Raw genomic sequence first — 25,462 nt, 5'->3', positions numbered from 1 at the left:
TAGGCTATCAAACTGTGAATTTATCGCTGACTCGACGATTGTGGATGGGCTTTGCATTAATGGCCGCTCTGACTTTCATCAGCACCCTTGTTGGGTGGTATAACCTACGCTTTGTGAGTCAGGTTGAAAAGGATAATACTCAAGCAGTTATCCCTACCATGAATATGGCTCGCCAACTTAGCGAGGCAAGTGCATGGGAACTATTCTCTGCGCAAAACTTAACTAATGCAGATAGTGAAGGTATCTGGTTAGCTCAAGGGCGGATGTTAGCTGCACAGAGTTTAAAAATAACGAACTTACTGAAAATACTACGCCAACAAGGTTTTGATACGAATGCTATTGAGCAACAAGAACAAGAAATAGCACGTTCGTTAAGTCAGCAAGGTACATTAGTGGGGCAGAGGTTACAACTACGTAATGAGCAACAACAACTCAGACTGAATATTATTTCAGCCGCGGGTGATATTGCCAAAATGGCACATGGTCAAGCCAATAACGCTGCCACCTCAGCGGGAGCAACTCAAGTCAGTATTTATGATTTTATTGAGAGAAACCAAGCAGAGCAGGCGGAAAATGCACTAGATCGATTAATTGATATCGATTTAGAATATATTAGCCAAATGAATGAACTACGCTTAAATGCAATACGCGTGCAGCAAATGGTATTAAATCTAGGCTCCAACCCATTGCATCATAATGCCGCGGAATTAGATAATCAGCTCAATGCGACAGTAAAGATTTTACATCGTCGCCAAAAATACATCGAAGATCCTGTCGTGCAGAGCCAAGTGGAAATGTCATTAGCTATTGTGGCTCGATATGTCGAGCTTATTGCCCTTTATCGGCAAGATAATGATATTACAACGCGTTTACAGATATTATCACAAAATAATATTGACCAATTTGCTCGCTTTAGTAGTGAAGTGACGCAGTTGGTGGATACGATTGAATTACGCAACCAATCTGCTTTAACGCAATTAGAACAAGCAAGTGAACGTGGGCAAAATTGGTTGTTAGTACTTAGTGCAGTTTCCCTTTTTTCACTGATCCTCATTTTGTGGCGAGTAGTTTATCGTTTAGTGACTAAGCCATTAGCACAGCAAACACAAGCGCTACAACGCCTATTAGAAGGTGATATCGATTCCGCTTTTCCAGAAACGGCAGGGGTTAAAGAACTGGATACCATTGGCCGCTTAATGGATGCATTTCGCGCGAATGTTCATGCCCTTAATAGTCAACGGGAACAGTTAGCAGACCAAGTGAAATCGCGTACCGCAGAGCTTCGTGTGCTAGTTGTTGAGCATCGTCAAGCGCGCGCTGAAGCGGAGAAAGCCAACCAAGCTAAGTCGGCATTTTTGGCTGCAATGAGCCATGAAATACGTACGCCATTGTATGGTGTTTTAGGAACAGCTCAGCTACTTTCTGAAAACCCAGCACTCTCTCAGTATTCGGAGGATCTTCATGCAATTACTGACTCAGGGGAGTCATTACTTGCCATCCTCAATGATATTTTGGACTATTCTGCCATTGAAGCGGGAGGGAAAAACGTATCGATTAGCGATGAGCCTTTTGAACCTAAACCACTATTAGAAAGTACACTCTACTTAATGAATGCCAGTAAGAAAAACCGTGCAGTGAATATTGTCGCGGATTTTGCTGACAATCTGCCAGTAGCTCTTCAAGGGGACCCTCGCCGTATCCGACAAATTATTACCAATTTATTGAGTAACGCACTGCGCTTTACTCAGCAAGGGCAAATTATTTTACGCAGTTGCAGTTACGGTAAATACTGGTTTATCGAAGTGGAAGATTCCGGTTGTGGTATTGATGAAGCGCGTTTAGTCGATATTTTTCAACCCTTTGTACAAGTAGATAGTACCCAAGGCGGAACAGGGCTAGGACTTACGATTAGTGCCAGCCTTGCTCAAGCAATGGGAGGAGAGTTAACCGTCAATAGCCAAGTTGGTGTTGGGAGTTGTTTTCGTTTAACCTTGCCATTGTGTATTGCTAAGCAAACAGTGAGTAAATCCTTAGATCACCCCATTGACTTACGTGGCGTACGTTTATTATTAATTGAAGATAATCCATTAACACAAAAAATAAGTCGAGAAATGTTAACTGTGAGTGGCGCTCAAGTTACGGTTGCCGACTCAGCGGGTGATGCGTTAAACATATTGCAAAATGACCAGCAATTTACCGCGGCATTAGTCGATTTTGGCTTGCCAGATATTGACGGTATTACATTAGCCAAACAATTGGCAAAGCAATACCCATCACTTATCTTGATTGGTTTTAGTGCACATGTTATTGATGAAACACTTCGCTTACGTACTAGCCAGCTTTTTCGGGGCATTATCCAAAAACCAATCCCAAGGGATACGCTTAACCAATTAATCACGCATTATATTTCAGGTGGTGGAGAGACCTTGGGTGTTACCTTTTCGCAAAAACAACGAGTAGACATACAACAGTTAAAAAATGATGCTCAGCTGATGGGGTACCCAAAAATTCGTGAGTGGTTAGCTATTTTTAAACAACATTCACTGCCGCTATTAGATGAGATTGATATAGCCCGTGTGCAGCAAAACAGTGAGCTCATCAAACGCCTTGCTCACCAATTAAAAAGCAGTTGTGCTAGCCTTGGAATGCAAGCGGGGACAGAAGCATGCGCAGCGTTAGAGCAAGATCCTCAAGCTACACCCGTATTAAGAGAAGATGTTCAATATGCTTTGCAGGTGATAGAAGAGTGGTTAGATAAGGTTGAAAGCTAATTGGATCGGTCGGCTTTGTATTTGAAATAGGTCGTTGTGTCAAAATCCTGAGAGCGGCTTACCCCATTTCCTGTAAACTTAAGTTACACCGTGTTCAGGACTTGCAATTGGGTACAGCCTCAAAAATTACAGGTATAATCCCACAAATTATTCAACTGATTTAGAGACGAAGATGACAAAACTCACCTTACAAGAGCAGATGCTAAAAGCTGGATTAGTGACCAGTAAAAAAATGGCGAAAGTCCAAAGAACAGCTAAAAAGTCACGAGTTCAGGCTCGTGAGGCAAGAGAAGCTGTGGAAGAGAATAAAAAAGCCCAACTTGAACGCGATAAACAGCTAAACGAACAACAAAAACAAGCTGCTTTATTTAAAGAATATAAAGCTCAGGTGAAGCAGCTTATTGAAATGAATAGAATCGATATTTCGAAAGGCAATATTGGTTTTAACTTTACGGATAATAATTTAATTAAACAGATAGAAGTGGATAAGGTGACTCAAGCTCAGCTGATCAGTGGTCGCCTCGCCATTGCTCGTTTAGTTATTGATAACAGTGACGAGTGTAAATACGCGATTATCCCCGCAAGCGTAGCCGATAAAATAGCTCAGCGAGACGAGAGCAGCATTGTATTAAATAATGCGCTTAGTCAGGAAGAGCATGATGAAGAAGATCCATATGCAGACTTTAAAGTACCCGATGATTTAATGTGGTAATTAACGTTTTGCAGCTGCTTTTGTGTTTAGAACGGACTGGCATTATAAGCATTAATCCGTTCTTTACTTATGGGATGATCAAAACACAGCTCACTAGCATGTAGCATCAACCTTGGAGTCTGTTCAGTTCCTGGCAGCAGGCGGCCGCCATATAAGTCACAACCCAAAATAGGGTGGCCTAATAGCTGACAGTGGATTCGAAGTTGATGAGTCCGTCCAGTTTCTGGTGTCAGCTGTACGCGAGTCAATGGTAATGACGTCCCATCTTCCAACGCCAGATAAAAGCGCTCAATAACCTGATAGTTGGAGCGAGCCGGCTTACCGTGGATTGCACAAATTGACATCAACGGAAACAATGCAGGGTCTTTGGCTATTGCGGCATCTATCACGCCTTCGTTGTTATCCAAATGTCCACAGAGTAGTGCGCTGTAGACTTTGGTCACTGTGCGCTGACTGAACTGTTGGCAGAGGACAGCATTTATTGCTTTATTACGCGCAATCACCATCAGCCCAGAAGTACCGAAATCTAGGCGGTGCACTAGTGTGCAGCCGGGAAAGATCTTTGCTAGACGATGATGTACCGAATCGAGATTTTGTGGGTTTTTTCCTGAAAGACTTAACAGGCCAGCAGGTTTATTGATAAGGACTAAATGGTCATCCTGATAGAGGGTTTCGATCTTGTCATGGCAGGGCGGAGCAATAAAGGTATCGATAATCTTAGACATCAGGCTATCCAAACGAAGAGTGGGAGTGGATGATAACCAATTTTAAGTCGACAGGCGAATCTGACCATTCGTATCATATTCTCGTTCACACATCAAAAATTTATCATATTTAAATCAATGAATTAGAATATTCAGACATTGTGCTTTATAGTACATATTGCCAAAGCTAGCAGATAATTAAGTAAGCGGTAATAGCGATGAATGGAACGATCACAACGTGGTTTGACGATAAAGGTTTTGGATTTATCAAAGATGAAAACGGTGATAACCGTTATTTTCATGTGATTAAGGTCGCTAGCTTTGATCTGATTAAGAAAGATGTAACAGTGACTTTTGAACCAATCGATGCCCATATTGATAAAGAAAATACCGTACTATATGTATGTCGATGTCGGCTCTTTGATGAGCAGTATTAGACTGAAATCAACCACTGAATCAAGTAAAATGCGTTCATTAAAAAAACTGGCAATAACAATTTTTCAAGAAACAACATTAGCTTTCTCGGAAGATGAGATAGATATCAAAGTGGCATTTAAAAAACACCAAAAATTAAAATAATTTTGGCTAGCTGTGAGCCTTTCATAATAAGTCTACTATCACATCGCTTACTGACTGCTTTATGCCGTGCTATAGGCATTTTTCACCAACTCTCTAGTTATTAGCCTTATAAAATATAGGCGATATCTCTTTCTTATTCTTAGTTGATTAATAGATAAAATGTATCGACCATTTACGAATAATTAGAGCGTAATTAAGATAACTTCACTCTCTACTATTTTGTAATGCCCTTGTATTCTGGGCATTATTTAACTATTTGAGCGCCACTCAACAATCAATGTGGGGTGCCGAATAGTTATTCAATCTAATGAATTTATTTAATATCGATGGCATTCATCACGGGGTACAGTTTAAATTTTCAATCAGCATGATATTCCATTAAAACCACTTAAGGCATTAATTTTGCGGTTTATCTAAGTTAATTAATAAGTATTTTTCATGTTTACTTGTTTCTTTAATGTATATTTAGTAAATTTAGCTCACTAAGTATTTGTACTAAGTTTATGGAAAATTTAATTATATTTTCTATAAACTTATTCTCTTACATTTAGCAAAATTTGAGTAAGTGCTTAAATATGTGTCTATATATTGACTTAATAAAAGTATGAACTGCTGAGGAAACTACGGGGATAACAAAACCGATAAAACGGTTCTTCAGAAGCCTAAAAAATGAATGGCTATGACTGTCGGTTATTACGCGATAAATCAGAACGATGGTTCAGAGCAATTCTAAAGCAGTGGCCAATTTTGTTGATAACACCAACACCACCAATAACAACTAAACCATACTATCTAGTCGCACGAACTAGTTGGCATTGATTTAGAGCATGCTTAGCTGCATGTCAATAATATCAATGACGGCGTTCTGAAATTATCCAAATAACGGTAGTGCTAGGGAATATCCTGACTAGATAGAAAATTTTGAGTAAGTGAGTAATCAAATGAATGTTATTGATACAGAGATCGCAGGCGTCAAGATTATTGAACCCAAGATTTTCGGTGATGGGCGAGGTTTCTTTTTTGAAACATTTCAAATGCAGCGTTACAAAGAATTTCTTGATATTGAAAATAACTTTGTTCAGGATAATTATTCTCATTCGGTTCGTGGCGTGCTTAGAGGATTACACTTTCAGAGTGTTCGCCCTCAAGGGAAGTTGGTTTACGCGCTAAGGGGTGAGGTTTATGATGTCGTGGTTGACATTCGCCCGAACTCACCTTCTTTCAAGAAATGGTTAGGAGTTCACCTGTCGGAAGACAACAAAAAGCAACTTTGGATTCCTCCTGGTCTTGCCCATGGTTTCTTGGTACTAAGTGATGAGGTTGATTTCGCCTATAAATGTACTGATTATTATGATCCCAATAACGAGCATTGTTTGAGATGGGACGATCCTGAACTCGCGATTGAATGGCCTATAAAGCACCCTTTACTTTCTGAGAAAGATCTTAACGGCAAATTATTCAGTGAGCTTTTTTAAATGCGTATATTGTTAACTGGTGGCAATAGCCAGCTGGCTCATTGTCTAGTTGATGCTTTGCCAGAAAACTGGCAGGTTATTCGCCTAGATCACAAACAGCTTGATATTACTGATTGTCCTGCCGTTCAGGCTACGGTCTCTGAATTGAATGTAGATTTTATTGTAAATACCGCGGCTTATACCTTGGTCGATAAAGCTGAAGAAGAACTCTTAGCGGCAGAGGCTACAAATGCTATCGGTCCTAGGAATTTAGCTATTGCTGCGGAGATTAATAGTATTCCACTCATTCATATATCAACAGATTATGTTTTTAGCGGTATAGAAGGTGGTGCACCTTTGTGTGAAAAGGCATCAACGAGACCGTTAAACGTTTATGGTCAAACCAAGTTGCTTGGCGAGAATGCAGCGATGCTAGCGTGTTCTCGCACCGTTGTTATTCGTACCTCTTGGTTATTTAGCGAATATGGTTGTTCTTTTGTGCATACGATGCTGAAGCTGGGGATAACACGTAAATCACTTGCTGTTATTAATGACCAATTTGGTTGCCCTACGTACGCTGGTGATTTGGCTAAATGTATTCTTACGATCATTGGCCAAGGTGTGAATGAATCTGAGTTATACCATTTTTGTGGTGACAGATCTGTTTCATGGTATGAATTTGCTGCAGAAATTTTTGCTATTGCCAAAATTTTTGATGAAAAATACAACTCATTGACACTATCTTCAATTAGTAGTGAAGAATATAAATGCGCAGCTAAAAGGCCTAAAAATGCGATACTTGACTGTGAAAAAATATACCGAGAACGCGGAATATCTAGTAGTGACTGGCTGCGTAGTTTAGGTAAAGTGATTCCCAAAATTATTTCTCAGATGAATAATTAATATGATAACTTTGTTAAGAAATACTGGTTTGATTTATAATCTTACCAAGCGAGATGTTGAAAGTCGTTATCGGGGGACTAGCCTGGGTATTGTATGGTCTTTGCTTAACCCTGTGATTATGCTCTCTATTTATAGCTTTATTTTTGGTTTTGTTTTTAAAGCTAAGTGGGGACTAACGTCGACAGAAAATTACACATTAATTATGTTTACTGGGCTTCTAGCTCATGGTTTCATGGCTGAGTGCCTCGGTAAAGCAACAACCATATATGTAAACAATGTTAGTTATGTAAAAAAAATATTGTTTCCTCTTGAGTCTTTATGTTGGGTGTCTGTTTTAGGCGCATTATTTCAATTCTTAATGGGATGTATTGTTTTTGCAGTATTTTGTATTTTCTTAAAGCAGCCTGTTAGCTTTATGGTGTTGTTAGTACCAATTGTCATGCTCCCTTTAATTTTATTATCGTATAGCATTTCATTATTCTTATCCTCTTTAGGTGTTTATCTTCGCGATATGGGGCAGGTTGTTTCTGTTTTAATTGCCTTAATGTTATTTATGTCGCCTATTTTCTATCCAATCACTTCGGTGCCAGAACAATATCGAGTGCTGATATATATCAATCCATTAACCTTTATCATTGAGTCCCTACGCGATGTTGTACTTTATGGCAAGCTATTTAGCCTAGAAGGGTATGCAATTTATTGGGGAGTCAGTATCGTGCTGTATGGCTTATCCATGGCTTGGTTCAAAAAGGTAAGGAGAGGCTTTGCTGATGTCCTCTGATATTGTTGTTTCTGCTCAAAATTTACGTAAGGTTTATAAGATTTATTCTAGCCCTATGCAACGCTTGGGGAGCTTATTGGGATTTCCGGGAGCCAAGGGTAAAGAATTTGTAGCATTAGAATCTGTTAACTTTGAAATCAAGAAAGGTGAAACAGTCGGAATTATTGGTGTCAATGGCTCGGGTAAGTCAACCTTGCTACAAATGATCTGCGGAACTCTGTCACCGACAAGTGGTTCTGTGTTTACTAAAGGTCGCATTGCACCTTTACTTGAACTTGGCGCTGGATTTAATCCAGAGTTTACGGGGCGCGAAAACGTTTATTTGAATGCATCTCTTATGGGATTGACTCATAAAGAGATCACAGAGCGTTTCGATAAAATAGCTGGTTTCGCTGATATTGGTGAATTTCTCGAACGCCCAGTTAAAACATACTCAAGCGGCATGTTTGCTCGTTTAGCCTTTGCAACAGCAATTCATGTTGACCCAGAAATTTTAATTGTTGATGAAATTCTTGCTGTAGGGGATTCCCGTTTCCAGAGAAAGTGCGTAAAAAAATTCAACGAAATTAGAAATCATGGATGCACAATCTTATTTGTTTCCCATGATGATTATCAAGTTCGTAACATTTGTAACAGTGCATTATATCTTGAGAAGGGAGTTCAGCGTTATTTTGGTAATGCTGATGTTGCCGTTCAACATTACTTGTCTGATATGCAAAAAAATGCATTAGAAACACAAGAAAGTGAACAGAAAGCTATTGAAAATGAAATAAACAGTCGTTTGATAAAAATAATCAATCTTTCTCTTACCGACCAAGCTGGCAATTCAGTTGTGGAGATTGCCAGCGGTGACAATATTAAATTATCTTTCGATTATAAATATGAGGGGAAAGATGGTGAGTTTGATGGGTTGACTTTCGTCTTTAATTTGTACCGTAAGGATGGGGTTTATATCTGTGGAACAACCACTGCAATGCGTGGTTTAGATGCATTTCCTTTGAATAATGAAGGGCAGGTCATTATTGATTTTCCTGCATTGAAATTGTTGTCAGGTATTTATAATTGGCGAGTGGCTGTAAATGATCAGGATGGCATCCAGATCATAAATGAAGCTGTACCAGTTTGTGAGTTTTCTGTAACTGATAATTTCAGTGCAGTTGGAATTTATGATATTGAACATAGCTGGTCTGTGGTGGCCAAGGGGTAATTATGGAGCGAATTGAGAACGACCTTCTTAAATTACGTTTTTTAAAAGAAGAACATAATCAACGTTATCAATATGTTGCAAATTTCGCCAAGGGGTTTGTGGTTGATTGTGCATGTGGCATCGGATATTCGGCCCCTATTTTCTTAGCTAACCCAGCGGTGACAAGCTATACAGGGCTTGATGTTGATCGAGAAGCGATAGCTTACGCACAGCAACATGATACAAGTAACTCTCATTTTGAGTTTGGCTCTATTCTATCGTTACCGTTTGATGATTGTAGCGTCGACACATTTATTTCGTTGGAAACGTTGGAACATTTAGAACAACCTGAACTAGCGATTGCAGAGATTAAGCGGGTATTAAAGCCTGATGGTGTGTTCATTTGTTCTGTGCCAACTAAAGATTACGAAAATTTTTGTTCTAGTTTGTATGGCCCAAACCCGTATCATCTTCAAGCATTTTCTTTAGAGGCGCTGAAAACACTTTTGCATTCCCAATTCGCGTATGTTGATGTTGCTGTAATCGCTCAAGAGCTGGTTTCTATTGTTCATACGTTGAAAGATCAACAATCGGTACCTGTAGTATTCAAAGCAAAAGATAAAAATATAATGAACGGCTCTTTTATAGCGATTTCATCTAATTCAGCGCCTATCGATAACAAAGCAACCTTATTCACTGGTATGAGCCGTATAGATTACGACCAAGAGTTGGTGTATCCATTGCGTCAAAGTTTAGCATTTTCTGAGCGTTTAGCTGAGCAACGCTGGCAATTGTTGCTTGAAGCCGAGCAACGAATCAACGAAGTGACGTATTATAAGGAGCAGGCCGAGCGTATTTCTGAAGAAAGAATGCAGGCTTTTCAGAATACAGAGCAGCTGCTTTGCACGCGCGATCAGTCTTTGGCCGAGGCCGAAATGTTGATTCAAAAACTTCAGGAAAAATTGAAGAATGTGTAAGGCAAGGATCAGAAACAATAATTCAGTTAATGGACTATAACTATAATGACTATCACGATTTCGGATAATATCGAAACTATTCTAGTTGATTTTTTTGACACGATAGTTCAACGTAATTGTCACCCAGAAGTTGTAAAACGTAAATGGGTAGCTGCACTTATAGATTTATACCGAGTGCGCTTATCTATAGATGAGTTGTACACGCTGCGCTTAAGGATTGAAGCGGGATTATGTGCCAGCAGCCAAATGCAAGGTGATGATGCTGAATTTCGTTACGATGATATGTCGCTCGCTTTGTACTACGAACTGGAGCGAGGGCAGTTTGTTACCAAACTGCCAGAATCAGATGTATTCATCTCTTATTGTAGAGATTTAGAATTAGCCCTTGAATTATCCGTGCAAAAACCGATAGCAGCAATGTTGGACATTCTGCGTGCTGAAAAAGCAAAAGGTAAAAATATTTATCTGGTTTCTGACTTTTATCTAGATAAACAGTCAATTATCTATTTTGCTAACCATCACGGATTTGCTGATATTTTTGATGATTTCTTTGTTTCTAGTGAAAATAAGCGAACCAAGAAAGAAGGACGAGCCTATGATGTGGTTATCGCTGAATTAGGTTTGGATGTTAAAAAAACGATTATGCTAGGTGATAATGCACATAGTGATGTAGCCATGTCTACTGCTCGAGGGTTATTTGCGCATTTATTGCCAGCGGATCAACGTCGATATGATGAGAGTTTACAGGCAGACCGTCAACGACTTGCTATTCAGAAAAAAGTTGATTTGGTCATCGCAGAGGATAAATTCAGCTTTAATTGGATAAGCGGTGCTATTTATCTATTTGTTCGTCGACTTTATTGGGCTTTGGTAGCAAAGCAAGCTAAAAATGTTTATTTTTTTGCTAGAGAAGGCGAATTTTTGCAAAAGGCCTTTGATAAGTATCAAGCTAATTTGCCGAAAAATTTTTCACGTGTGACCAGTCATTACATGTATGTATCCCGCCGATCCACCTATCTACCGTCATTGGGATCTCTAAGTAGTAGCGGATTCAACAAGTTATTATATCAGTATGGTTCTTGTAGTCTGGCTGCATTTTTGAAAAGCATCAACCTTGATGATTATTTACCTCAGCTTAAGAAACGTTTTCCTCAAGTAAATTTTGAAGAGCTGCACCTGAATATTGCTGCGTTACCTGCATTTTCGATGTTAATGGAAGATGATGTGTTTAGAACTATCTATGAGCGCGAACGCAATCAGCAAAATGCTTATCTCAAAGACTATTGCGACTCGCTAATGATGGAAAAGCATGATGAATGGGTAAATGTTGTTGATGTTGGATGGAAGGGCAGTATCCAAGATAATTTGGCGAAAGTGACCCAACGCAATATGTTTGGTTACTATTTTGGCATATTGGATGGGGCTGAAAGTGATAAAAGTAATATTAAAGAAGGCTTACTATTTGACCATCAATGGGGGCAGCGCCTTGGTGATGATATGTTCAATGAGTTCCGTGCTGGTTTTGAAGTGTTCATGGGAGCTTCTCATGGAAGTTTGAAAATGTATGGCGATGGCATTAAAAATTTTGTTTTCGACCATAATGATGCTGAACTCTCTCTCTATTATGAACAAATCGTTCCGTTCCAAGAGCGTGCATTGTCCCAATTTAGTTGTTTTGCCAAGGTTGAACAGGCCTATTCAATATCTGATCATGAGATTAGCAAGGCAGTTAAAAAATTTTACTGCCGTGGTGTGATGCTACCGAGTCAGAACGAACTGGAAAAATTTTCTTCTATAAAACATTATGAAAACTTTGGGGTATTTAATTTTAGTTCTTTTGGTCAGAAAAAACGTTCTGCCCTGTCTTACTTTAAGCGTTTAGTGAAAAATCCGAGACACACTATCGGTTCCGCTTGGTGGAAGCCCCTCGACTTTCATGCGAATGGGGTGAAATATTTGAAATATCCCTATTTCCTGATCAAAAAAATAAAATTTAACTGGTTGAAATAATGAATAAGATAGCTTTTTTACTGTGGAGCCCTGATATCAGCGGTGGGACTAATGTTATTTTTGAGCATGCAACACGTATGCAGCAGAATGGCCAAGATATCACGATTATTACCGATGACAAGCCAAATACGACTCGACTAAAATGGTTTCCAGGTGCAGAGAAACTGACTTGGATGAATTATGATGAAGCTGCTGAACAGTCATTTGATCTGGTTATCGCTACATGGTGGCGCACAGTATTTTATCTGAATAAAGTTAAAGCTAATAAATATGCATTCTTTGTTCAATCTATCGAGTCACGCTTTTATCCGGAAGATGAAGTCACTTTACGCACGTTGGTTGACCTGACTTATAGTCTGCAAGTTAACTTTATTACTGAGGCAACATGGATTAAAGAACACTTGAAAGAGCATTTTGGTCAAGATGCTATATTAGTTCGTAATGGAATTAGCAAAGCTTATTTCAACAATAGCATTCAACCTAAAAGCCCTCGAATACCTGAAAAGTTACGCGTATTAGTTGAAGGGCCTCTAAACGTTAGTTTCAAGAATACGGAACTTGCGGCGACGTTATGTCGTAAGTCTCGTGCTGATGAGGTGTGGTTTGTCACATCGACTGAAATTGGTGCTTATCCCAATGTGGATCGGTTATTTAGCCGAGTACCGATTTCTGAGATTGGCAGTATTTATGCATCATGCGATGTCTTGGTTAAACTTTCTACGGTAGAGGGTATGTTTGGCCCACCGCTGGAAATGTATCATACTGGTGGAACCTCTATCAGTTATGACGTGACTGGTTATGATGAATATATTGATCATGGTGTTAACGGTTTAGTCTCGTTTAGTCGTCAAGATCAAGAAATTGTTGAATTCATCAATCGTCTTAAAGACAATCCAAGTGAGCTAGCACAACTAAAAGCGAATGCATTGGTTACCGCCGAAAAATGGCCTGATTGGGGAAGTAGCTCAAAAGAGTTCGCCGCAGCATGTGATCAGATTATAACATCAGGTGTGGATACTTCCGTCACTTTACTTAAGGCACAGACAGATCGTTTTTGGCTGTTTTATGATGAGTCTTTGCGTCATGTTAAACAGGGTATTCAGGCTCCAGTAAATCGTTATACACATTTTCGACAGCGCGTAATTAACAAATTGTATCGTGACTATCCGGCAATCTTCTCTTTGTTACGGAAAATAAAGTGGACGGTAAAATCTTATCTACCGGGAGCTCGATGAGTGTTTAACTATGAAGTTGTAGTATGTACCTACAATGGTGAGCCTTATATTGTCGAGCAGCTGGCTTCTATAGTTGGTCAAACAATACCCCCTCAGAGGATTATTGTTAGCGATGATGGATCTACGGATAACACGTTATCATTAATTGCTGATTTTGCGACAACTACGGAAATTCAGATCAATGTACAACAACGCACTACGGGTCTAAAGGGGCCTGCATATAACTTTTTGTATGCACTTTCTTTGACGACAGCTGCTAATGTTTTTTTGAGTGATCAAGATGATATTTGGGTAATAGACAAAATTGAGTATTATCAAAGGGAAGTAAATAGAATTGACGATGATTCTCAACCATTATTAATTTTTTCAGATGCTGAGTTGGTCGATAATGAGTTACGGCCTTTACACCCTTCTTTTTTACAACATGAATGCCTCAATCCGGAGCGGCAGATGGCATTTTTTCAATTAGTTTTCCAAAATTGTATTCAGGGAGCCACTGTGATGGTGAATCGTGCTCTGATTTGCCATCTGCGATCTAGTCAGCATATGTTGATGCATGATTGGTGGTTAGGTTTGATTGCTACGTCCTTTGGACGACTAGTTTTTATTCCTGAACGATTGATTAAATATCGCCAACATTCAAATAATGTGGTTGGTAGCCGTGGATACGGATTAAAACGAATTTTAACAAAATTTATGCTGTTATCTTCAGTTTCACGTCAAAATCGACTGGTAATTGAGCAAGCAGCAAGCTTTTATGAGCTATACAATGACTGTCTCAAAAAAGAGAATAAGAGATTTTTAGAGAAAATGTTAAAATCTCGACGATTTGTATTTTGGCAGCTTTTCTTGCTAAAATTCTCGGTTGCAAGAACAACTGTTATGAGAACCATCTCTTTGTATTTCTTATATTAGAGTTTTTATGCCTAAATCATCAGTAGATCAGTGTCATTGCTTTATTTCAGTTATATCACACGGTCATGGCGACATGATTATTGCAGGTGGATGCCTAGAACTACTGGTTTCACATAATTACACTGTTGTTTTGAAAGATAATAAACCGCAACGTGAGCTGCAAGAGTATTGCGCAAAATCTGGTATTCATTACCTTGTCGATCAACCTATGGGGTTTGGCGCGAACAATAATTGTGTTTTCAATTGGTGTCAGAAAGAACTTGGAATGCGAGACGAGGATCGTTTTCTGGTGTTAAACCCAGATGTTATCATCGAGCCTTCAGTGCTAGCTGCATTACTATTACACGCTGAGCTTCACGCATATCCATTGGTCGCGATTAATCTTTTTAATGATCGAGATTTTACTTTGTATGACAATGGAATACGTCGTTTCCCGACGATAAGTAATTTTGCTATTTCATTCTTATTGCAGAAAAACAATACAAACTATGATAAGTCGAAAATTACACAGGATACTGAGGTTGAATGGGCCGCAGGATCGTTTTTGTTATTTACTGCTAAGTATTATCGCGAGCTTGGTGGATTTGATACACGTTATTATATGTACTGTGAAGATCTTGATATTTGTTGGCGAGCAAGGCGAAAGTTGAAAGTAAACGTTGTTTATTTACCGCAATTTAAGGCATTACATCTTGCCCAAATGAGGAGTCGGTCACTTTTTTCTAAGCATTTTATCTGGCACGCTACCAGTGCTTTACGTTTTTGTTTGAAACAAGCATTGAATAAATAGAATTGTTTTTTAATCTTTAGTTGCTGTAAAAATAAATGGCGTTTTGATTGTAATAATTTAAGCTGTGGGAAAGCTGCAATTTCACAATTGAAATTTAATTTATCTTGTACGCTATAATCATTGAGTGAACTATTTTTGGATGTAAAATAGCAACGACGTTACTTTCATTAAAAAATGATTGGCACTTCAACTACCTGAATTAGTTGCAAATTTAGCATCCGGTTGTATGGTTTGGTACACAGGCACGATGATTAAGGAAAGTTACCGTGAAGATAGAAAGTGGACACACTTCTGGTGTTAACGCATTGACATCATTACGGCCAGTCTTTTGACTAAAATAAGCGTAACGGATACTCGTGAGTAAAAGAGTAAATCCAAAAGCAGGCGTAATAAATTCATAAACAATTTCAACTAGAATATAGGCAATAAAAATCAACAAACTCATCATTTCTAGCTATTCATCTCATATTTTCTTTCATACACCAGAAATTTATCATCTAGACTTAAATCAAAGACGTAGTCTGTTCAGGAATTGTGTTTTATACTGCGCGTTGCAAAAAGTGAGCAAATAATTAATTAAGTAGGCGGTAATAGCGATGAATGGAACGATCACAACGTGGTTTGACGATAAAGGTTTTGGATTTATCAAAGATGAAAACGGTGATAACCGTTATTTTCATGTGATTAAGGTCGCTAACCCTGATCTGATTAAGAAAGATGCAGCGGTGACTTTCGAACCTACTACGAATAACAAGGGTTTGTCCGCTTTTGCTGTGAAAGTCATACCAGATAGCAAATACATGTATATCGCGGGTGAGCGTCTTAAGCTTACATCGATCAAGTCTTTCTTGGTTTATAGCGAAGAAGTACCAGCCGATGCCCCTATTGATAAAGAAAATACCGTGCTATCTATCGGTATCCTGATGAACAGCATCAGGCCGAAATCGGCGGCTGAACCTAATGAAATGCGCTCGCTGAAAAAACTGGCGATCACCACCTTCCAAGGAACGACGTTAACTTTTTCGGAAGATGAGATAGATGTAGAAGCGACAGTGAAAAAGCTCCAAAGTCTAAAATAATTCGAATTGCTACTGTAACCTTGATAAGCATAATGTTATCACCGCATACTGACCTCAGTGCGCGGTGATATAGGGCTATTTCACCAATTCTGCCAGCAATTAAATCCGATAAAAGATAGGATATTTTCTCTTTTTGTTAGGTTCAAAGTAGCCAATATTAGAACTTAAATTCTTTCTTTTCTTTTAATAATAATATCATTACTCATCAAGAGTGACTTGCTTGATCGCTCAATCCATCTCGACTAACGTTAGCTTATTTTAATCTCAGTTGAAGCGCTAAATGGGGTGAGGATATTGTATCCAGAAATATAAATATTAGTAAGGTAAGCCATTGGATAAATCAGACAAGCTTTCTGCTTCAGGTGAAGCATTTATCAGGTTAGTCGCAATGGCTCTAAATATTGTTTTACTTATCAGTTAATTAAAAATCAAGCTACCTGTTTTTGAATTGTTCCATGAGCTAAATTACCTTTGTGGAACGTAGCATGTTTTGGTGAAATACGCGCTACGGCTTCCGCGGAACAAGATGCATCAAGCAGGACAAAACTGGCATCATCGCCTTTCACTGGCCACACCTGATTACCTTTATCATCAAGAGGTAACTTATTTCCTGTGGCGATAGCTAAAGAGCGGGACAACGATAATTCATCTGGGCGAATATAAAGCTGAGCATATAAATTCGCTTTTTCCAACATGTCACCTAGCCCAAATGGTGACCAATGGTCGATGACACTGTCGGTTCCGGTCATCACAAATACACCATTTTTATTGAGAGTTTTTAATGGCATATGCAGTGTGCCAATTGGAACGGTTGTCGCAATAGTAATCTGTTGCTCAGCAAGCCTTTTTGCCGTTTCATCTGCTTGTTCTGGGGTGAGTGTTGCCAAGGCAAATGCATGGCTAATAGTGACATTCCCCCGCAAACTTCTATTCTTATCGACGGTTTCTATCATATATTCAATCGCAGCTCGCCCCGCTGGGCTGGTTTCATGCAAATGAATATCAACACCTTTATTATAATCCAGCGCGATTTGGAACATGGTGTCGAGAGATTTTTCCATGGCACCATCCACGTTAGTTGGGTCTAACCCACCCACGTAATGAGCACCCAATTGCATGGCCTCACGCATTAACGGCTCTGATTTTGATAGTAATAATCCATGTTGTGGAAAAGCCACAATTTCACAGGTGAAATCTTGCTGATGTTCGCTTAGTACTTTTTGTAAGGCTTCTAAATTTTTTAAACCTGATACAGGTTCAATATTGCAATGGCTTCTCGCAATGGTTGATCCTTGTGATTGGATCAGTTTGATCAATGCATGTGCACGATCTTGAGTGTAGGGTTGAAGTTCAGGTAATATTTTTTGTTCGAGCGCGATCATATCCATAATCGTTTTACCTTCACGAGACTCCGGTGCTTGCCATGGACCACCGTAAAAGGTTTTATCTAAATGAATATGCATATCACGAAATGCAGGCAACATTAACTTACCTTGGGCGCTATAAGCCTTAAGTGAACTATTTAAGTGCTGTTTATTAGGTAAGATAGCAACGATTTTACCGTCATTAATCTCAATGGTCTGTAAGGCTGTTTTAGTACCAATTACCGTTGAGTCACGGTAATCAAAACCCGTTTCGAGCAAAGTATCATCCAGATAATAATGTTTGTCAGTGATGCTCGAAATACCTGTGTCTTGTGAAGTTTGGTTATCCGCTGACGCTATCCCTGACATCGCACCAAATAAGGTGCAAGCAGCGGCAACTTTAGCGCTAGTTGAAAGAAACTCTCTTCTGCCGGATGGTATATCTACCTTCATAGAAACTCCTTGTTATACTTTTGATACTTCAACTGGCATTAACAATGCATGTGGGTAACGTTACCGACATGCATCTTGGATGACCTTATATCTTTAACCTGAAATAATATGTGTTCCAGTTTCACCGCGTAGGGCTTCAGGAAGCTTTTCAGGGGTCGTGATGATCACTCGCTTGCCACCATGAGCAAGGAAAGACAAGCTAGCCTCAATTTTGGGTAACATGCTGCCCGCAGGGAAGTGACCTTCCTCCATATAGCGCTGCATATCCGTTGTATTTATTTCTCCAAGGGCTCTTTGTTCAGGTTTTCCAAAGTGAATACACACTTTTTCTACACCCGTCGTAATAATCAAAATATCAGCCTGTAGTTCTTTTGCGAGTAGTGTAGTGGATAAATCTTTATCAATGACGGCATCAACGCTTTGGTAGCCGCCATTACCATTACTAATTACTGGTATTCCACCACCACCAGCAGCCACCACAACATAATCATTTTCAGTTAAGGTGCGAATAGCGCTAGATTCAACAATGCGCTTTGGTTCAGGAGAAGCAACAACACGGCGATATCCGCGGCCTGAGTCTTCAATAAAATGCCAGTCTGGATTGGCTTGCTTCAACTCTTCAGCTTGTTCCTCAGTGAAGAATGCACCAATCGGTTTAGTTGGTGCGCTAAATTTAGGATCGTTTTTATCCACTTCAACCTGTGTAATCAGGGTTACTGCTTGGCGATGATGGCGTTTAGCCAGCGCGTTAGTGAGAGCCTGCTGGACTAAGTAACCAATCCCACCTTGGGTGTCTGCAACACAGTTGGCCAATGGCGTTAATGGTAAACCTTCTACAGAATGAGCAATTTCTGCGCGGCGTAGGTCAAGCCCGACTTGGGGGCCATTTCCATGAGTTAAAACAATGTTGTAATTTCCCTCAAGCATATCGCAAACATGTTGTGCGACTTCTTGCACCGCTTTTTCTTGAGCTTCAATAGACTGGCTGTTGTTATCTTTAATAATACCGTTGCCCCCGATGGCAACAACCACGAGTTCTTTCATTATGACTATTCCTGATACAAAGAATTTAGCTGAAGAGTAGGTATGCTGTGCATACCTACTCTTCAAGATTGACTTGATTATACGGACTTACTGATTTTTTCAGCATTTTCAGGTTGTTGTTGTTCTACCGATTTACGGCTATCCAAAAAGTATTTTAAAACAAAGACAGCAGTCATCATCAGGTAGGCATAAACAAACATCAATGCTGGGCCATGAGCAATGCCCACGACTGGTGAATGGATAATGCCAAAGAATACTAATAGCGCACCAACTGCCGCTGCAATCGCACCACGTAATGGTTGATTGAGGATGGCGAAGATTGCAATACAACCCCACAACATACTTGCCAGTGGTGCACCACTACCAAGATGAACAAGACCTTGATAATAAACACCTTTATGTAACAGTGTTTCTATACCGATTGCGCTTGCAGAGGTACCCGCTGCACCTATCACGCTATTAACCATTGTTAGTGCCCAGTTAGCAATCCACGGGAACAGACAGATAAAGATAACCGGTACTTCTATCTTCGGTGTTTCCCTCACCACTTGGTTTGCGGTCACGACACCGATAAACACCAGTATTGGAACGATGGCAGTCATTGGAATGATGGCTAACATAAATGCGCCCAAACCAAACAGTGGGACAATAAACATGGTGACACCTGATGCCAGTGTGTATCCAATGCTTGCGCCCATTGCTTTCCAGCCTGCGTGACCGACATAGACTGTCACAGGGAATGGGTTACCCAGAAAACAACCAATAGTAGAGGATAAACCGTTAGCTAACATAACATTACGAGTATTGTATTCATCACCTGCAGCGTGAGCACTTTCAATATTTTCAAGGTCAAAAATATAGTTAGCTAAACCTAAAGGTACCGCCGATGCTAAGTAAGGCAATGCATGAGGTAAACCTTGTAAAAAGCTATCAATATGAACGCCCGGAGGGTTGAACCCAAATGAAGACACAGAGGCTTGGATCGCCGCAGGACTTTGTAGACCGGATATCCATGCTAGCGCAGTACCGGCAATCAGTAACAATAAGCCAGTTGGAATACGCGCAAAGATAGGTTTTTTACCGAACCAGTTAATGAAGATTAACAATAATACGATAAAAGAAACTGTTGGAGCTTCAAAAGCTTGTAGCATTGGGTTCATTGCGAGTAACAGCAATCCAAGCCCAGATAGACAGGATAACAGTACGGTACGTGGGATCATCTTACGGATAGATTCACCGAGAAATGACCCGCCTACTAAGATCATGGATTCAACGAAACACCAAACCAGCGCAATTTGAATTGCAAACTCAGCATCCTGCGTTGTTTGGTACACAGGCATGATGACTAAGAACGTGACAGTAAAGATGGAAGGTGCGCTTGGTCCTGACGGTAAAGCGGTAACATCATTGCGGCCCGTTTTTTTCGCTAATTGTTGGCCAAAGTAGGCGTAACTAATACTTGCAAGTAAAACCGCAAACCCGAAAGCGGGGGCAATACGTCCATAAACAATTTCAATTGGGATACCGACAACAAAAATCAATAAACCCATCATTGTGAGTAGATTGGTTAAGTTATTGGTCATCAGCCCGAAATAAGCCGCCCAGTCACCACGTTTCCACTTTATATTTAGTACACTCATAGAATGCATCCTTCAAGGAAAGACTGCGAGGGCAGTCATATTTAAATTCTATTGCTCTGGTGAAATTATCCCCTGCATAGTTTGAGCTATAGCCTTGTTGGCTTCATTCCACTTCCCCGATGCATATACATCAGGATTGTGTCATCTTGTGCCTACGGGTGACTCAAATTATTTGGGGCGTCTGTTGCTTGTTTCTATTTTTATAGCCCAACCGAAGTTGGGCACTATTTTGTTATCATTGAAAACTAGGCATATTTTTCCGCGTAAGACAGCATTGCTTTTTCAAAGCACTCAAACGGTGGATGAACAATCCCGGCACCAATCATCCCGATCCCTGCATCTTTATGAGCAATAGCGGTATTAATGACAGGAAGAATGCCACTTGCAGCGACTTTAGTAATATCAATTGCAGTTGGTATTCCCATAAAACCAAGTAATGGAATAGTCACGTTCGGGTTTTCACCAAGCGTGATTTCACGCATTTGACGAGAGAAATCAACGGCTTCGTCAACCGTACCACCGACTAAGGCAACAATTGCGGGTGCGGTTGCCATCGCAAATCCACCGATACCGTAAGTTTCAGTAATTGCAGAGTCACCGATATCTAAGCCAGAATCTTCAGGCTTATAACCTGCAAACATCGGGCCGATAACTTGCTGAGCTGGACCTGTAAACCAATGACCCGGCAAGCCACTGATACGTAATCCAAATTCATAGCCGTTACGCGCCATTGTGGTGACGACAGTACTGTATTCAATACCATGAGCGGCATCCATCGAAGCTTTACACATTGCCATCCACGTGGGGCCTGAGAAGTAGTCACTACTTGCTACGAAATCGAACACTTCTTTTTGCTGTGCTACGGTGAAATTTGTTTGAATTAATCCTGTCGTCAACGCTTGGATCAATAATGTGGTTCCCGCATTGTTACGGTTATGGCACTCATCGCCCATATGTAGAGCTTGAGCAAGCATTAAACGTAGATCAATTTCACCGATGATTTTCATTGCATCGCGCAGCATTGGACCTAAAACATCGCGCATCCAATTTAGGCGGTCGATAACGCTTTGGTCGTTGGCACCCATACGCAGAATTTTTGCCATTTGCTCGCTGAGGTTAGTGAACGCACGGTTGCCATAAGTTTTGTTCTCAACGATGTGCATAAACATCGAGGCTGATGTCACCCCAGCCATTGAGCCAACGCAGTCGTGTTCGTGACATGGTGAAAAAATAATGTCACCAGAGGCAGCAACATGCTCAGCATCGGCCAAGTCTTTGGCTAAGCCTTCAAAAACTAGCGCACCTGTGACTGCGCCTCGCATAGCGCCACACATATTTTCCCAAGCAACAGGTGGACCTGCATGCAAAATGGTATTTTTAGTCATACCGGGAACGACATTGATAGCTTGGTCATAACCAATCAATACCGGTTGTGATTGAATAATGCGTTCTAGCGCTTGTACATTAGCAGCAACAATTTTTTCCTGTAGTTGCGCACTACCTTCGATTTGGTCGAGCGCACGAATGACCTCAATATTACCTTGGCCTGGTGGCGTCCAGCTTAAATGAGTGACTGGAACATGTTGTTTTTTCAGGTCATCACTGAACATTTCGATGCCAATATTAATAACATTTAATGGTTGCTTAAATAATGAAGTCATTATGCATTTTCTCCTTTCCAGACAAACTCACGACCTAATAAACCCGTATTGGTGCTACTACTTGCCCAAATCACGCCAGCATCCGTCAACATTTTGACCTGTGCATCCATAGATGGGGTATCTTGGTCGGTACCCAGTACGTAACCTAAAATTTCGAGTTCACGGCCATCTTGTTTAGCGATATTTTTTGCCTCTTTAATGGCATCAATCATTACGCCGACGGGATCTTCGTGAGAACCGTAACCAAGAACAAAATCCATCATGATGACACCGACTTCAGGGTCACGAGCTTCTTGCAATAAACGTTCAATACGGTTAGTTGGGTCGATCATTGGATGTGGCTTACCGTTGGTAAAGTCATCATCGCCAAAATCTAAGAAGGTATGAGCGATACTTTTGCTAACATCTTTTAAGCGATAGTCAGGATTTGGCTGAATATTGCTGTAAACATCATCATATTTTTCGAGGGTAGCAAACATCGCTTCGTCACACAGAGTTCCACCACAGAACAGCCCACGAATATATTTTTGCTCGGGTTTCAATTTGGCTCTAACTTCTTCAATCAATGGCCAATTGAGAGAATGTAAATTCAAATCTTCTTTTTTGATACCAGTGAGCAACACTGATTTCAATGCGGCTTCTTTAGTGCTTTGAGCAAAAGTCAGACCCGGTTTATCTTCTGGTAATGGTCCTCGACCCAAGAAGCAAACAACGACAGGTTTATGGCATTTTTCTGCTTGTTCTAATACTTTTTTGGCAACGGCTGGTGCTGGTGGCTTGGAGATAAGCGTAATAACCTGAGTTTCTTCATCGGCATCGAGCATTTTGAGTGCATCAATCATCATGATGCCGCCAATTTTTTCACTTAGGTCACGGCCGCCTGTACCAATCAACTGAGAAATCCCCGCACCAAATTCATGAATACGTACGCTGAGTTCTTGGCTACCGGTGCCTGATGCACCAATAATGCCGATATTGCCTCGGCGCACACTGTTTCCGAAACATAACGCAGTTCCATTGATGATGGCGGTGCCACAGTCAGGGCCCATCATTAATAAACCTTTACTGCTGGCGAGTTTTTTCAGTGCTAATTCATCTTCAATAGAAACGTTATCAGAGAACAACATCACGTTAAGATCGTTTTCTAATGCAATACGCGCTTCACGAGCCGCAAATTGACCATTAACGGAGATAATTGCTAAATTGCTATCGGGGATATGTGTTTTAGCGGAATTAATCGTGGCGTATTTCGCTTCATGCTGACCACCACCTTGATTTTTCTTATTAAATAAATCTTCAATAGCAGTTAAGATTTCTTCGTTTGCTTCATCGCTGGGGCCTTTAATTACAATCATTAAATCGCCATTTTTTGCGGCTTCTAACGCTGGGGTCAGTAATCCTAAATTTCTTAAAACGCCTTTATTCATCTCTGTTGCCATGGCGACAAAAGCTTGCTCCACATTATTGAGTTGGTTTGCTTTGGTCGAAATAGACATCAGTGAGACAGAATCAAAATAGGTATTCTTTTTTATGACAACTTTAGTCGACATACTTTTCTCCGAAATAATGGGTGAGATACAGGGCATCGCGAATACCGAATAGCATGTCGCTACCTGAACTGGACCCGATATTGAAAACCTCTAAAAACTGTGAATAAATTTCTGTTTCATTCGCTTCAACTAATGATTGGATTAATTGATGCATATTTTCGCGATATTCCTTTTTCAGTGCTTTTTCTAAGGTAATGGCACTGATGGGCGTTGTTCTGTCCTTGCTCTGTACTATCCCTTGGTAGAATTCAGGGTAAAATGAATGAGCAGGGTGATTTTCCAGCAGTAAAAATGCCATCAATCCAACAAGATAATCATCGCCTGAAGGTGTTAGCCCGATTCCTAGTCCAACAAGCTGGTTAATCACGCTAACCAAATTTTCATGTTGTTCCATCTTTAATAAATTAATTAAATGTGTACGTAGTTGAATTAATATCCTCGATGAGGATAAGTAAAATACGTTATCGCCCAGATAGTTAAAAAGAGAGCGTTTATCATTACTTAAAATCAAATCGACTGTATTTAATTGCGCTAATAAAAATGATTGATAACTTTTTTGTTTTATTTTATTAGGGCAAAAAATAATATTTGGTTGCTGCCATTTTTTACACAAAGAAAAAGACAGTGAATAACCCTCATTAATTAAAATTTCGTTATCTAATAAATAAAAGTCGTCACCGCTCTTTATCTGTAAAAGAGAAAAATCTTTATTTATTAATCGACAACTATTTGGCGCATTATCTAATTGAGAACTTAGTAAAGTAAAAAGGCTATTATTAATAGAAATATTAATTGCTTTATTAAATACTTGTTCCACTTTTCCTATCATATTGGGCTGATTTAAAAGATTAAGAAAATGAGAATCAGCCGTTAGCCCATATAATATTTGCCGATGAGATGTGGATATCTTCACAGGCCTCCTTATCAACGATGTTTCTTATGTTATAAATAAGGCGTTTTCACTTAGCTACCCGAATCACATATTGGTGAACATATCGGGATAGCTTTGCTTACTGCTGTCATTTCACTTAAATTATTTTAGGTACTTTATGCACCTGCTGCGATGAGGAGATCAGCAATTTCGTGGTAGCCTTTTTCTCTCGCGAGCTCTAATGGTTTTTTACCATATTTATCAGTCATATGTGGATTTGCACCATTATCGAGTAATAGCTTAACGATCTGCTGTTGTTTCTCGCCACCATCGTTAAGGACGATAGCTTCAAGTAGTGGAGTCCAGCCAACAAAGTTTGTATGATTGACGTTAATTTCTGTTTTTTCCAGTAATTCACGCACAATTTCTACATGGCCTTTTTCACTTGCTGGTGTAATACCAACGCCACCAAAACGGGTTAATAAATCTAAATCAGGTTTTGCAGGTAAAATAATACGCAGTAAAGTCAAATCATTATTTAGACAGCTAAGGAGAAAAGGGTTAAAACAAGTTTGATCTTGTTTATTAATATCAGCACCTGCACTAATTAAAAAAGAGACGCATTCATAATGTTTGTTGAGGCTTGCATTAACGATAGCAGTGCGTCCTTGACGGTTTGTAACATTAATATCAACGCCATTTTCTAGGCTATTTTTTAATATATCTAATTGACCTTTTTCTGCTGCATCTAAAAATTCTTTATTTAATGAATTTGCTGTCATG

The 25,462-nt window shown here is 39.8% G+C and carries 21 protein-coding genes and 1 pseudogene; 13 read left to right on the top strand and 9 right to left on the bottom strand.

What is annotated here, in order from left to right; genetic code table 11:
• Window positions 1-14 precede the first annotated feature (14 nt).
• Both torS and OOA_RS15585 read left to right on the top strand, forming a co-directional pair.
• On the top strand, window positions 15-2,771 hold the full coding sequence (torS, locus tag OOA_RS15590) for a TMAO reductase system sensor histidine kinase/response regulator TorS (RefSeq protein ID WP_071524245.1): 2,757 nt from the start codon (window positions 15-17) through the stop codon (window positions 2,769-2,771).
• Between the two features lie 172 nt (window positions 2,772-2,943).
• The gene (locus OOA_RS15585; RefSeq protein ID WP_008913127.1) at window positions 2,944-3,483 is read left to right on the top strand and encodes a DUF2058 domain-containing protein; all 540 of its coding nucleotides are present in this window, start codon (window positions 2,944-2,946) and stop codon (window positions 3,481-3,483) included.
• A gap of 26 nt (window positions 3,484-3,509) precedes the next feature.
• Here the strand turns inward: OOA_RS15585 and OOA_RS15580 are convergent, their stop codons facing one another.
• Window positions 3,510-4,208, bottom strand: a complete 699-nt coding sequence (locus OOA_RS15580) for an RluA family pseudouridine synthase (RefSeq protein ID WP_008913126.1) — start codon at window positions 4,206-4,208, stop codon at window positions 3,510-3,512.
• A 191-nt stretch (window positions 4,209-4,399) separates the two neighbouring features.
• Between OOA_RS15580 and OOA_RS15575 the strand changes: the two are divergent.
• From OOA_RS15575 to OOA_RS15530, 10 genes and pseudogenes are all read left to right on the top strand, one after another.
• Window positions 4,400-4,766, top strand: a pseudogene (locus tag OOA_RS15575) (cold-shock protein).
• A 941-nt stretch (window positions 4,767-5,707) separates the two neighbouring features.
• A complete protein-coding gene (gene rfbC / locus OOA_RS15570) occupies window positions 5,708-6,241 on the top strand; it encodes a dTDP-4-dehydrorhamnose 3,5-epimerase (protein WP_008913123.1) in 534 nt (177 codons plus the stop codon).
• Window positions 6,242-7,123, top strand: coding sequence for a dTDP-4-dehydrorhamnose reductase (gene rfbD, locus OOA_RS15565; RefSeq protein ID WP_008913122.1), 882 nt, complete (start codon window positions 6,242-6,244; stop codon window positions 7,121-7,123).
• Between the two features lies 1 nt (window position 7,124).
• Window positions 7,125-7,904 (top strand): ABC transporter permease, encoded by a 780-nt coding sequence (locus OOA_RS15560; RefSeq protein WP_008913121.1) that lies wholly within the window; start codon window positions 7,125-7,127, stop codon window positions 7,902-7,904.
• On the top strand, window positions 7,894-9,111 hold the full coding sequence (locus tag OOA_RS15555) for an ABC transporter ATP-binding protein (RefSeq protein WP_008913120.1): 1,218 nt from the start codon (window positions 7,894-7,896) through the stop codon (window positions 9,109-9,111). The genes OOA_RS15560 and OOA_RS15555 overlap by 11 nt, the downstream gene beginning before the upstream one ends.
• Before the next feature lie 2 nt (window positions 9,112-9,113).
• On the top strand, window positions 9,114-10,067 hold the full coding sequence (locus tag OOA_RS15550; RefSeq protein ID WP_008913119.1) for a class I SAM-dependent methyltransferase: 954 nt from the start codon (window positions 9,114-9,116) through the stop codon (window positions 10,065-10,067).
• Between the two features lie 45 nt (window positions 10,068-10,112).
• Entirely contained in the window at window positions 10,113-12,077 is a 1,965-nt protein-coding gene (locus OOA_RS15545) for an HAD family hydrolase (RefSeq protein WP_008913118.1), read from the top strand.
• The gene (locus OOA_RS21310) at window positions 12,077-13,312 is read left to right on the top strand and encodes a glycosyltransferase family 4 protein (protein WP_008913117.1); all 1,236 of its coding nucleotides are present in this window, start codon (window positions 12,077-12,079) and stop codon (window positions 13,310-13,312) included. Before OOA_RS15545 ends, OOA_RS21310 begins: the two co-directional genes overlap by 1 nt.
• The gene (locus OOA_RS21305; RefSeq protein WP_008913116.1) at window positions 13,313-14,227 is read left to right on the top strand and encodes a glycosyltransferase family 2 protein; all 915 of its coding nucleotides are present in this window, start codon (window positions 13,313-13,315) and stop codon (window positions 14,225-14,227) included.
• Window positions 14,228-14,234: 7 nt separating this feature from the next.
• Entirely contained in the window at window positions 14,235-15,017 is a 783-nt protein-coding gene (locus tag OOA_RS15530) for a glycosyltransferase family protein (RefSeq protein ID WP_040691684.1), read from the top strand.
• Window positions 15,018-15,228: 211 nt separating this feature from the next.
• Here OOA_RS15530 and OOA_RS15525 read toward each other — a convergent pair whose 3' ends face one another.
• Window positions 15,229-15,465 carry a hypothetical protein gene (locus OOA_RS15525; RefSeq protein WP_008913114.1) on the bottom strand — a complete coding sequence of 79 codons (237 nt, stop codon included), beginning with the start codon at window positions 15,463-15,465 and terminating at the stop codon, window positions 15,229-15,231.
• Between the two features lie 142 nt (window positions 15,466-15,607).
• On the opposite strand from OOA_RS15525, the gene OOA_RS15520 reads away from it, so the two are divergent.
• Window positions 15,608-16,096 carry a cold-shock protein gene (locus tag OOA_RS15520; protein ID WP_040691681.1) on the top strand — a complete coding sequence of 163 codons (489 nt, stop codon included), beginning with the start codon at window positions 15,608-15,610 and terminating at the stop codon, window positions 16,094-16,096.
• 428 nt (window positions 16,097-16,524) lie between these two features.
• Here the strand turns inward: OOA_RS15520 and OOA_RS15515 are convergent, their stop codons facing one another.
• The 7 genes from OOA_RS15515 to OOA_RS15485 form a co-directional block, all read right to left on the bottom strand.
• The gene (locus OOA_RS15515) at window positions 16,525-17,913 is read right to left on the bottom strand and encodes an amidohydrolase family protein (protein ID WP_008913112.1); all 1,389 of its coding nucleotides are present in this window, start codon (window positions 17,911-17,913) and stop codon (window positions 16,525-16,527) included.
• 93 nt (window positions 17,914-18,006) lie between these two features.
• Window positions 18,007-18,957 carry a carbamate kinase family protein gene (locus tag OOA_RS15510; RefSeq protein ID WP_008913111.1) on the bottom strand — a complete coding sequence of 317 codons (951 nt, stop codon included), beginning with the start codon at window positions 18,955-18,957 and terminating at the stop codon, window positions 18,007-18,009.
• Between the two features lie 77 nt (window positions 18,958-19,034).
• Window positions 19,035-20,597, bottom strand: coding sequence for a hypothetical protein (locus OOA_RS15505; RefSeq protein WP_008913110.1), 1,563 nt, complete (start codon window positions 20,595-20,597; stop codon window positions 19,035-19,037).
• Between the two features lie 245 nt (window positions 20,598-20,842).
• On the bottom strand, window positions 20,843-22,258 hold the full coding sequence (locus OOA_RS15500) for a YlbE family protein (RefSeq protein WP_008913109.1): 1,416 nt from the start codon (window positions 22,256-22,258) through the stop codon (window positions 20,843-20,845).
• Window positions 22,258-23,808, bottom strand: a complete 1,551-nt coding sequence (fdrA, locus tag OOA_RS15495; protein WP_008913108.1) for an acyl-CoA synthetase FdrA — start codon at window positions 23,806-23,808, stop codon at window positions 22,258-22,260. The genes OOA_RS15500 and fdrA overlap by 1 nt, the downstream gene beginning before the upstream one ends.
• Entirely contained in the window at window positions 23,798-24,721 is a 924-nt protein-coding gene (locus tag OOA_RS15490; RefSeq protein WP_008913107.1) for an oxamate carbamoyltransferase subunit AllH family protein, read from the bottom strand. Before OOA_RS15490 ends, fdrA begins: the two co-directional genes overlap by 11 nt.
• Before the next feature lie 134 nt (window positions 24,722-24,855).
• Window positions 24,856-25,461: an ankyrin repeat domain-containing protein gene (locus OOA_RS15485; protein ID WP_008913106.1), complete on the bottom strand. Its 606-nt coding sequence runs from the start codon at window positions 25,459-25,461 to the stop codon at window positions 24,856-24,858.
• Between the last annotated feature and the right edge of the window lies 1 nt (window position 25,462).

It is taken from the genome of Providencia burhodogranariea DSM 19968, from assembly GCF_000314855.2.
GTDB classification, from domain to species: Bacteria; Pseudomonadota; Gammaproteobacteria; order Enterobacterales; family Enterobacteriaceae; genus Providencia; species Providencia burhodogranariea.
The sequence above is the reverse complement of the archived record's forward strand: the minus strand, read 5'-3'. Positions and strand labels throughout refer to the sequence as shown.

Excerpts from the sequence above, each read along its gene's own strand:
- OOA_RS15530 (WP_040691684.1), top strand. The coding sequence starts at position 14,235 with ATGCCTAAATCATCAGTAGATCAGTGTCATTGCTTTATTTCAGTTATA.
- OOA_RS15510 (WP_008913111.1), bottom strand. The coding sequence starts at position 18,957 with ATGAAAGAACTCGTGGTTGTTGCCATCGGGGGCAACGGTATTATTAAA.
- OOA_RS15580 (WP_008913126.1), bottom strand. The coding sequence starts at position 4,208 with ATGTCTAAGATTATCGATACCTTTATTGCTCCGCCCTGCCATGACAAG.
- OOA_RS21310 (WP_008913117.1), top strand. The coding sequence starts at position 12,077 with ATGAATAAGATAGCTTTTTTACTGTGGAGCCCTGATATCAGCGGTGGG.
- OOA_RS15515 (WP_008913112.1), bottom strand. The coding sequence starts at position 17,913 with ATGAAGGTAGATATACCATCCGGCAGAAGAGAGTTTCTTTCAACTAGC.
- rfbC (WP_008913123.1), top strand. The coding sequence starts at position 5,708 with ATGAATGTTATTGATACAGAGATCGCAGGCGTCAAGATTATTGAACCC.
- OOA_RS15545 (WP_008913118.1), top strand. The coding sequence starts at position 10,113 with ATGACTATCACGATTTCGGATAATATCGAAACTATTCTAGTTGATTTT.
- fdrA (WP_008913108.1), bottom strand. The coding sequence starts at position 23,808 with ATGTCGACTAAAGTTGTCATAAAAAAGAATACCTATTTTGATTCTGTC.
- OOA_RS15555 (WP_008913120.1), top strand. The coding sequence starts at position 7,894 with ATGTCCTCTGATATTGTTGTTTCTGCTCAAAATTTACGTAAGGTTTAT.
- OOA_RS15485 (WP_008913106.1), bottom strand. The coding sequence starts at position 25,461 with ATGACAGCAAATTCATTAAATAAAGAATTTTTAGATGCAGCAGAAAAA.
- OOA_RS15500 (WP_008913109.1), bottom strand. The coding sequence starts at position 22,258 with ATGACTTCATTATTTAAGCAACCATTAAATGTTATTAATATTGGCATC.
- OOA_RS15560 (WP_008913121.1), top strand. The coding sequence starts at position 7,125 with ATGATAACTTTGTTAAGAAATACTGGTTTGATTTATAATCTTACCAAG.
- OOA_RS15585 (WP_008913127.1), top strand. The coding sequence starts at position 2,944 with ATGACAAAACTCACCTTACAAGAGCAGATGCTAAAAGCTGGATTAGTG.
- OOA_RS15525 (WP_008913114.1), bottom strand. The coding sequence starts at position 15,465 with ATGATGAGTTTGTTGATTTTTATTGCCTATATTCTAGTTGAAATTGTT.
- OOA_RS15550 (WP_008913119.1), top strand. The coding sequence starts at position 9,114 with ATGGAGCGAATTGAGAACGACCTTCTTAAATTACGTTTTTTAAAAGAA.
- rfbD (WP_008913122.1), top strand. The coding sequence starts at position 6,242 with ATGCGTATATTGTTAACTGGTGGCAATAGCCAGCTGGCTCATTGTCTA.
- OOA_RS15505 (WP_008913110.1), bottom strand. The coding sequence starts at position 20,597 with ATGAGTGTACTAAATATAAAGTGGAAACGTGGTGACTGGGCGGCTTAT.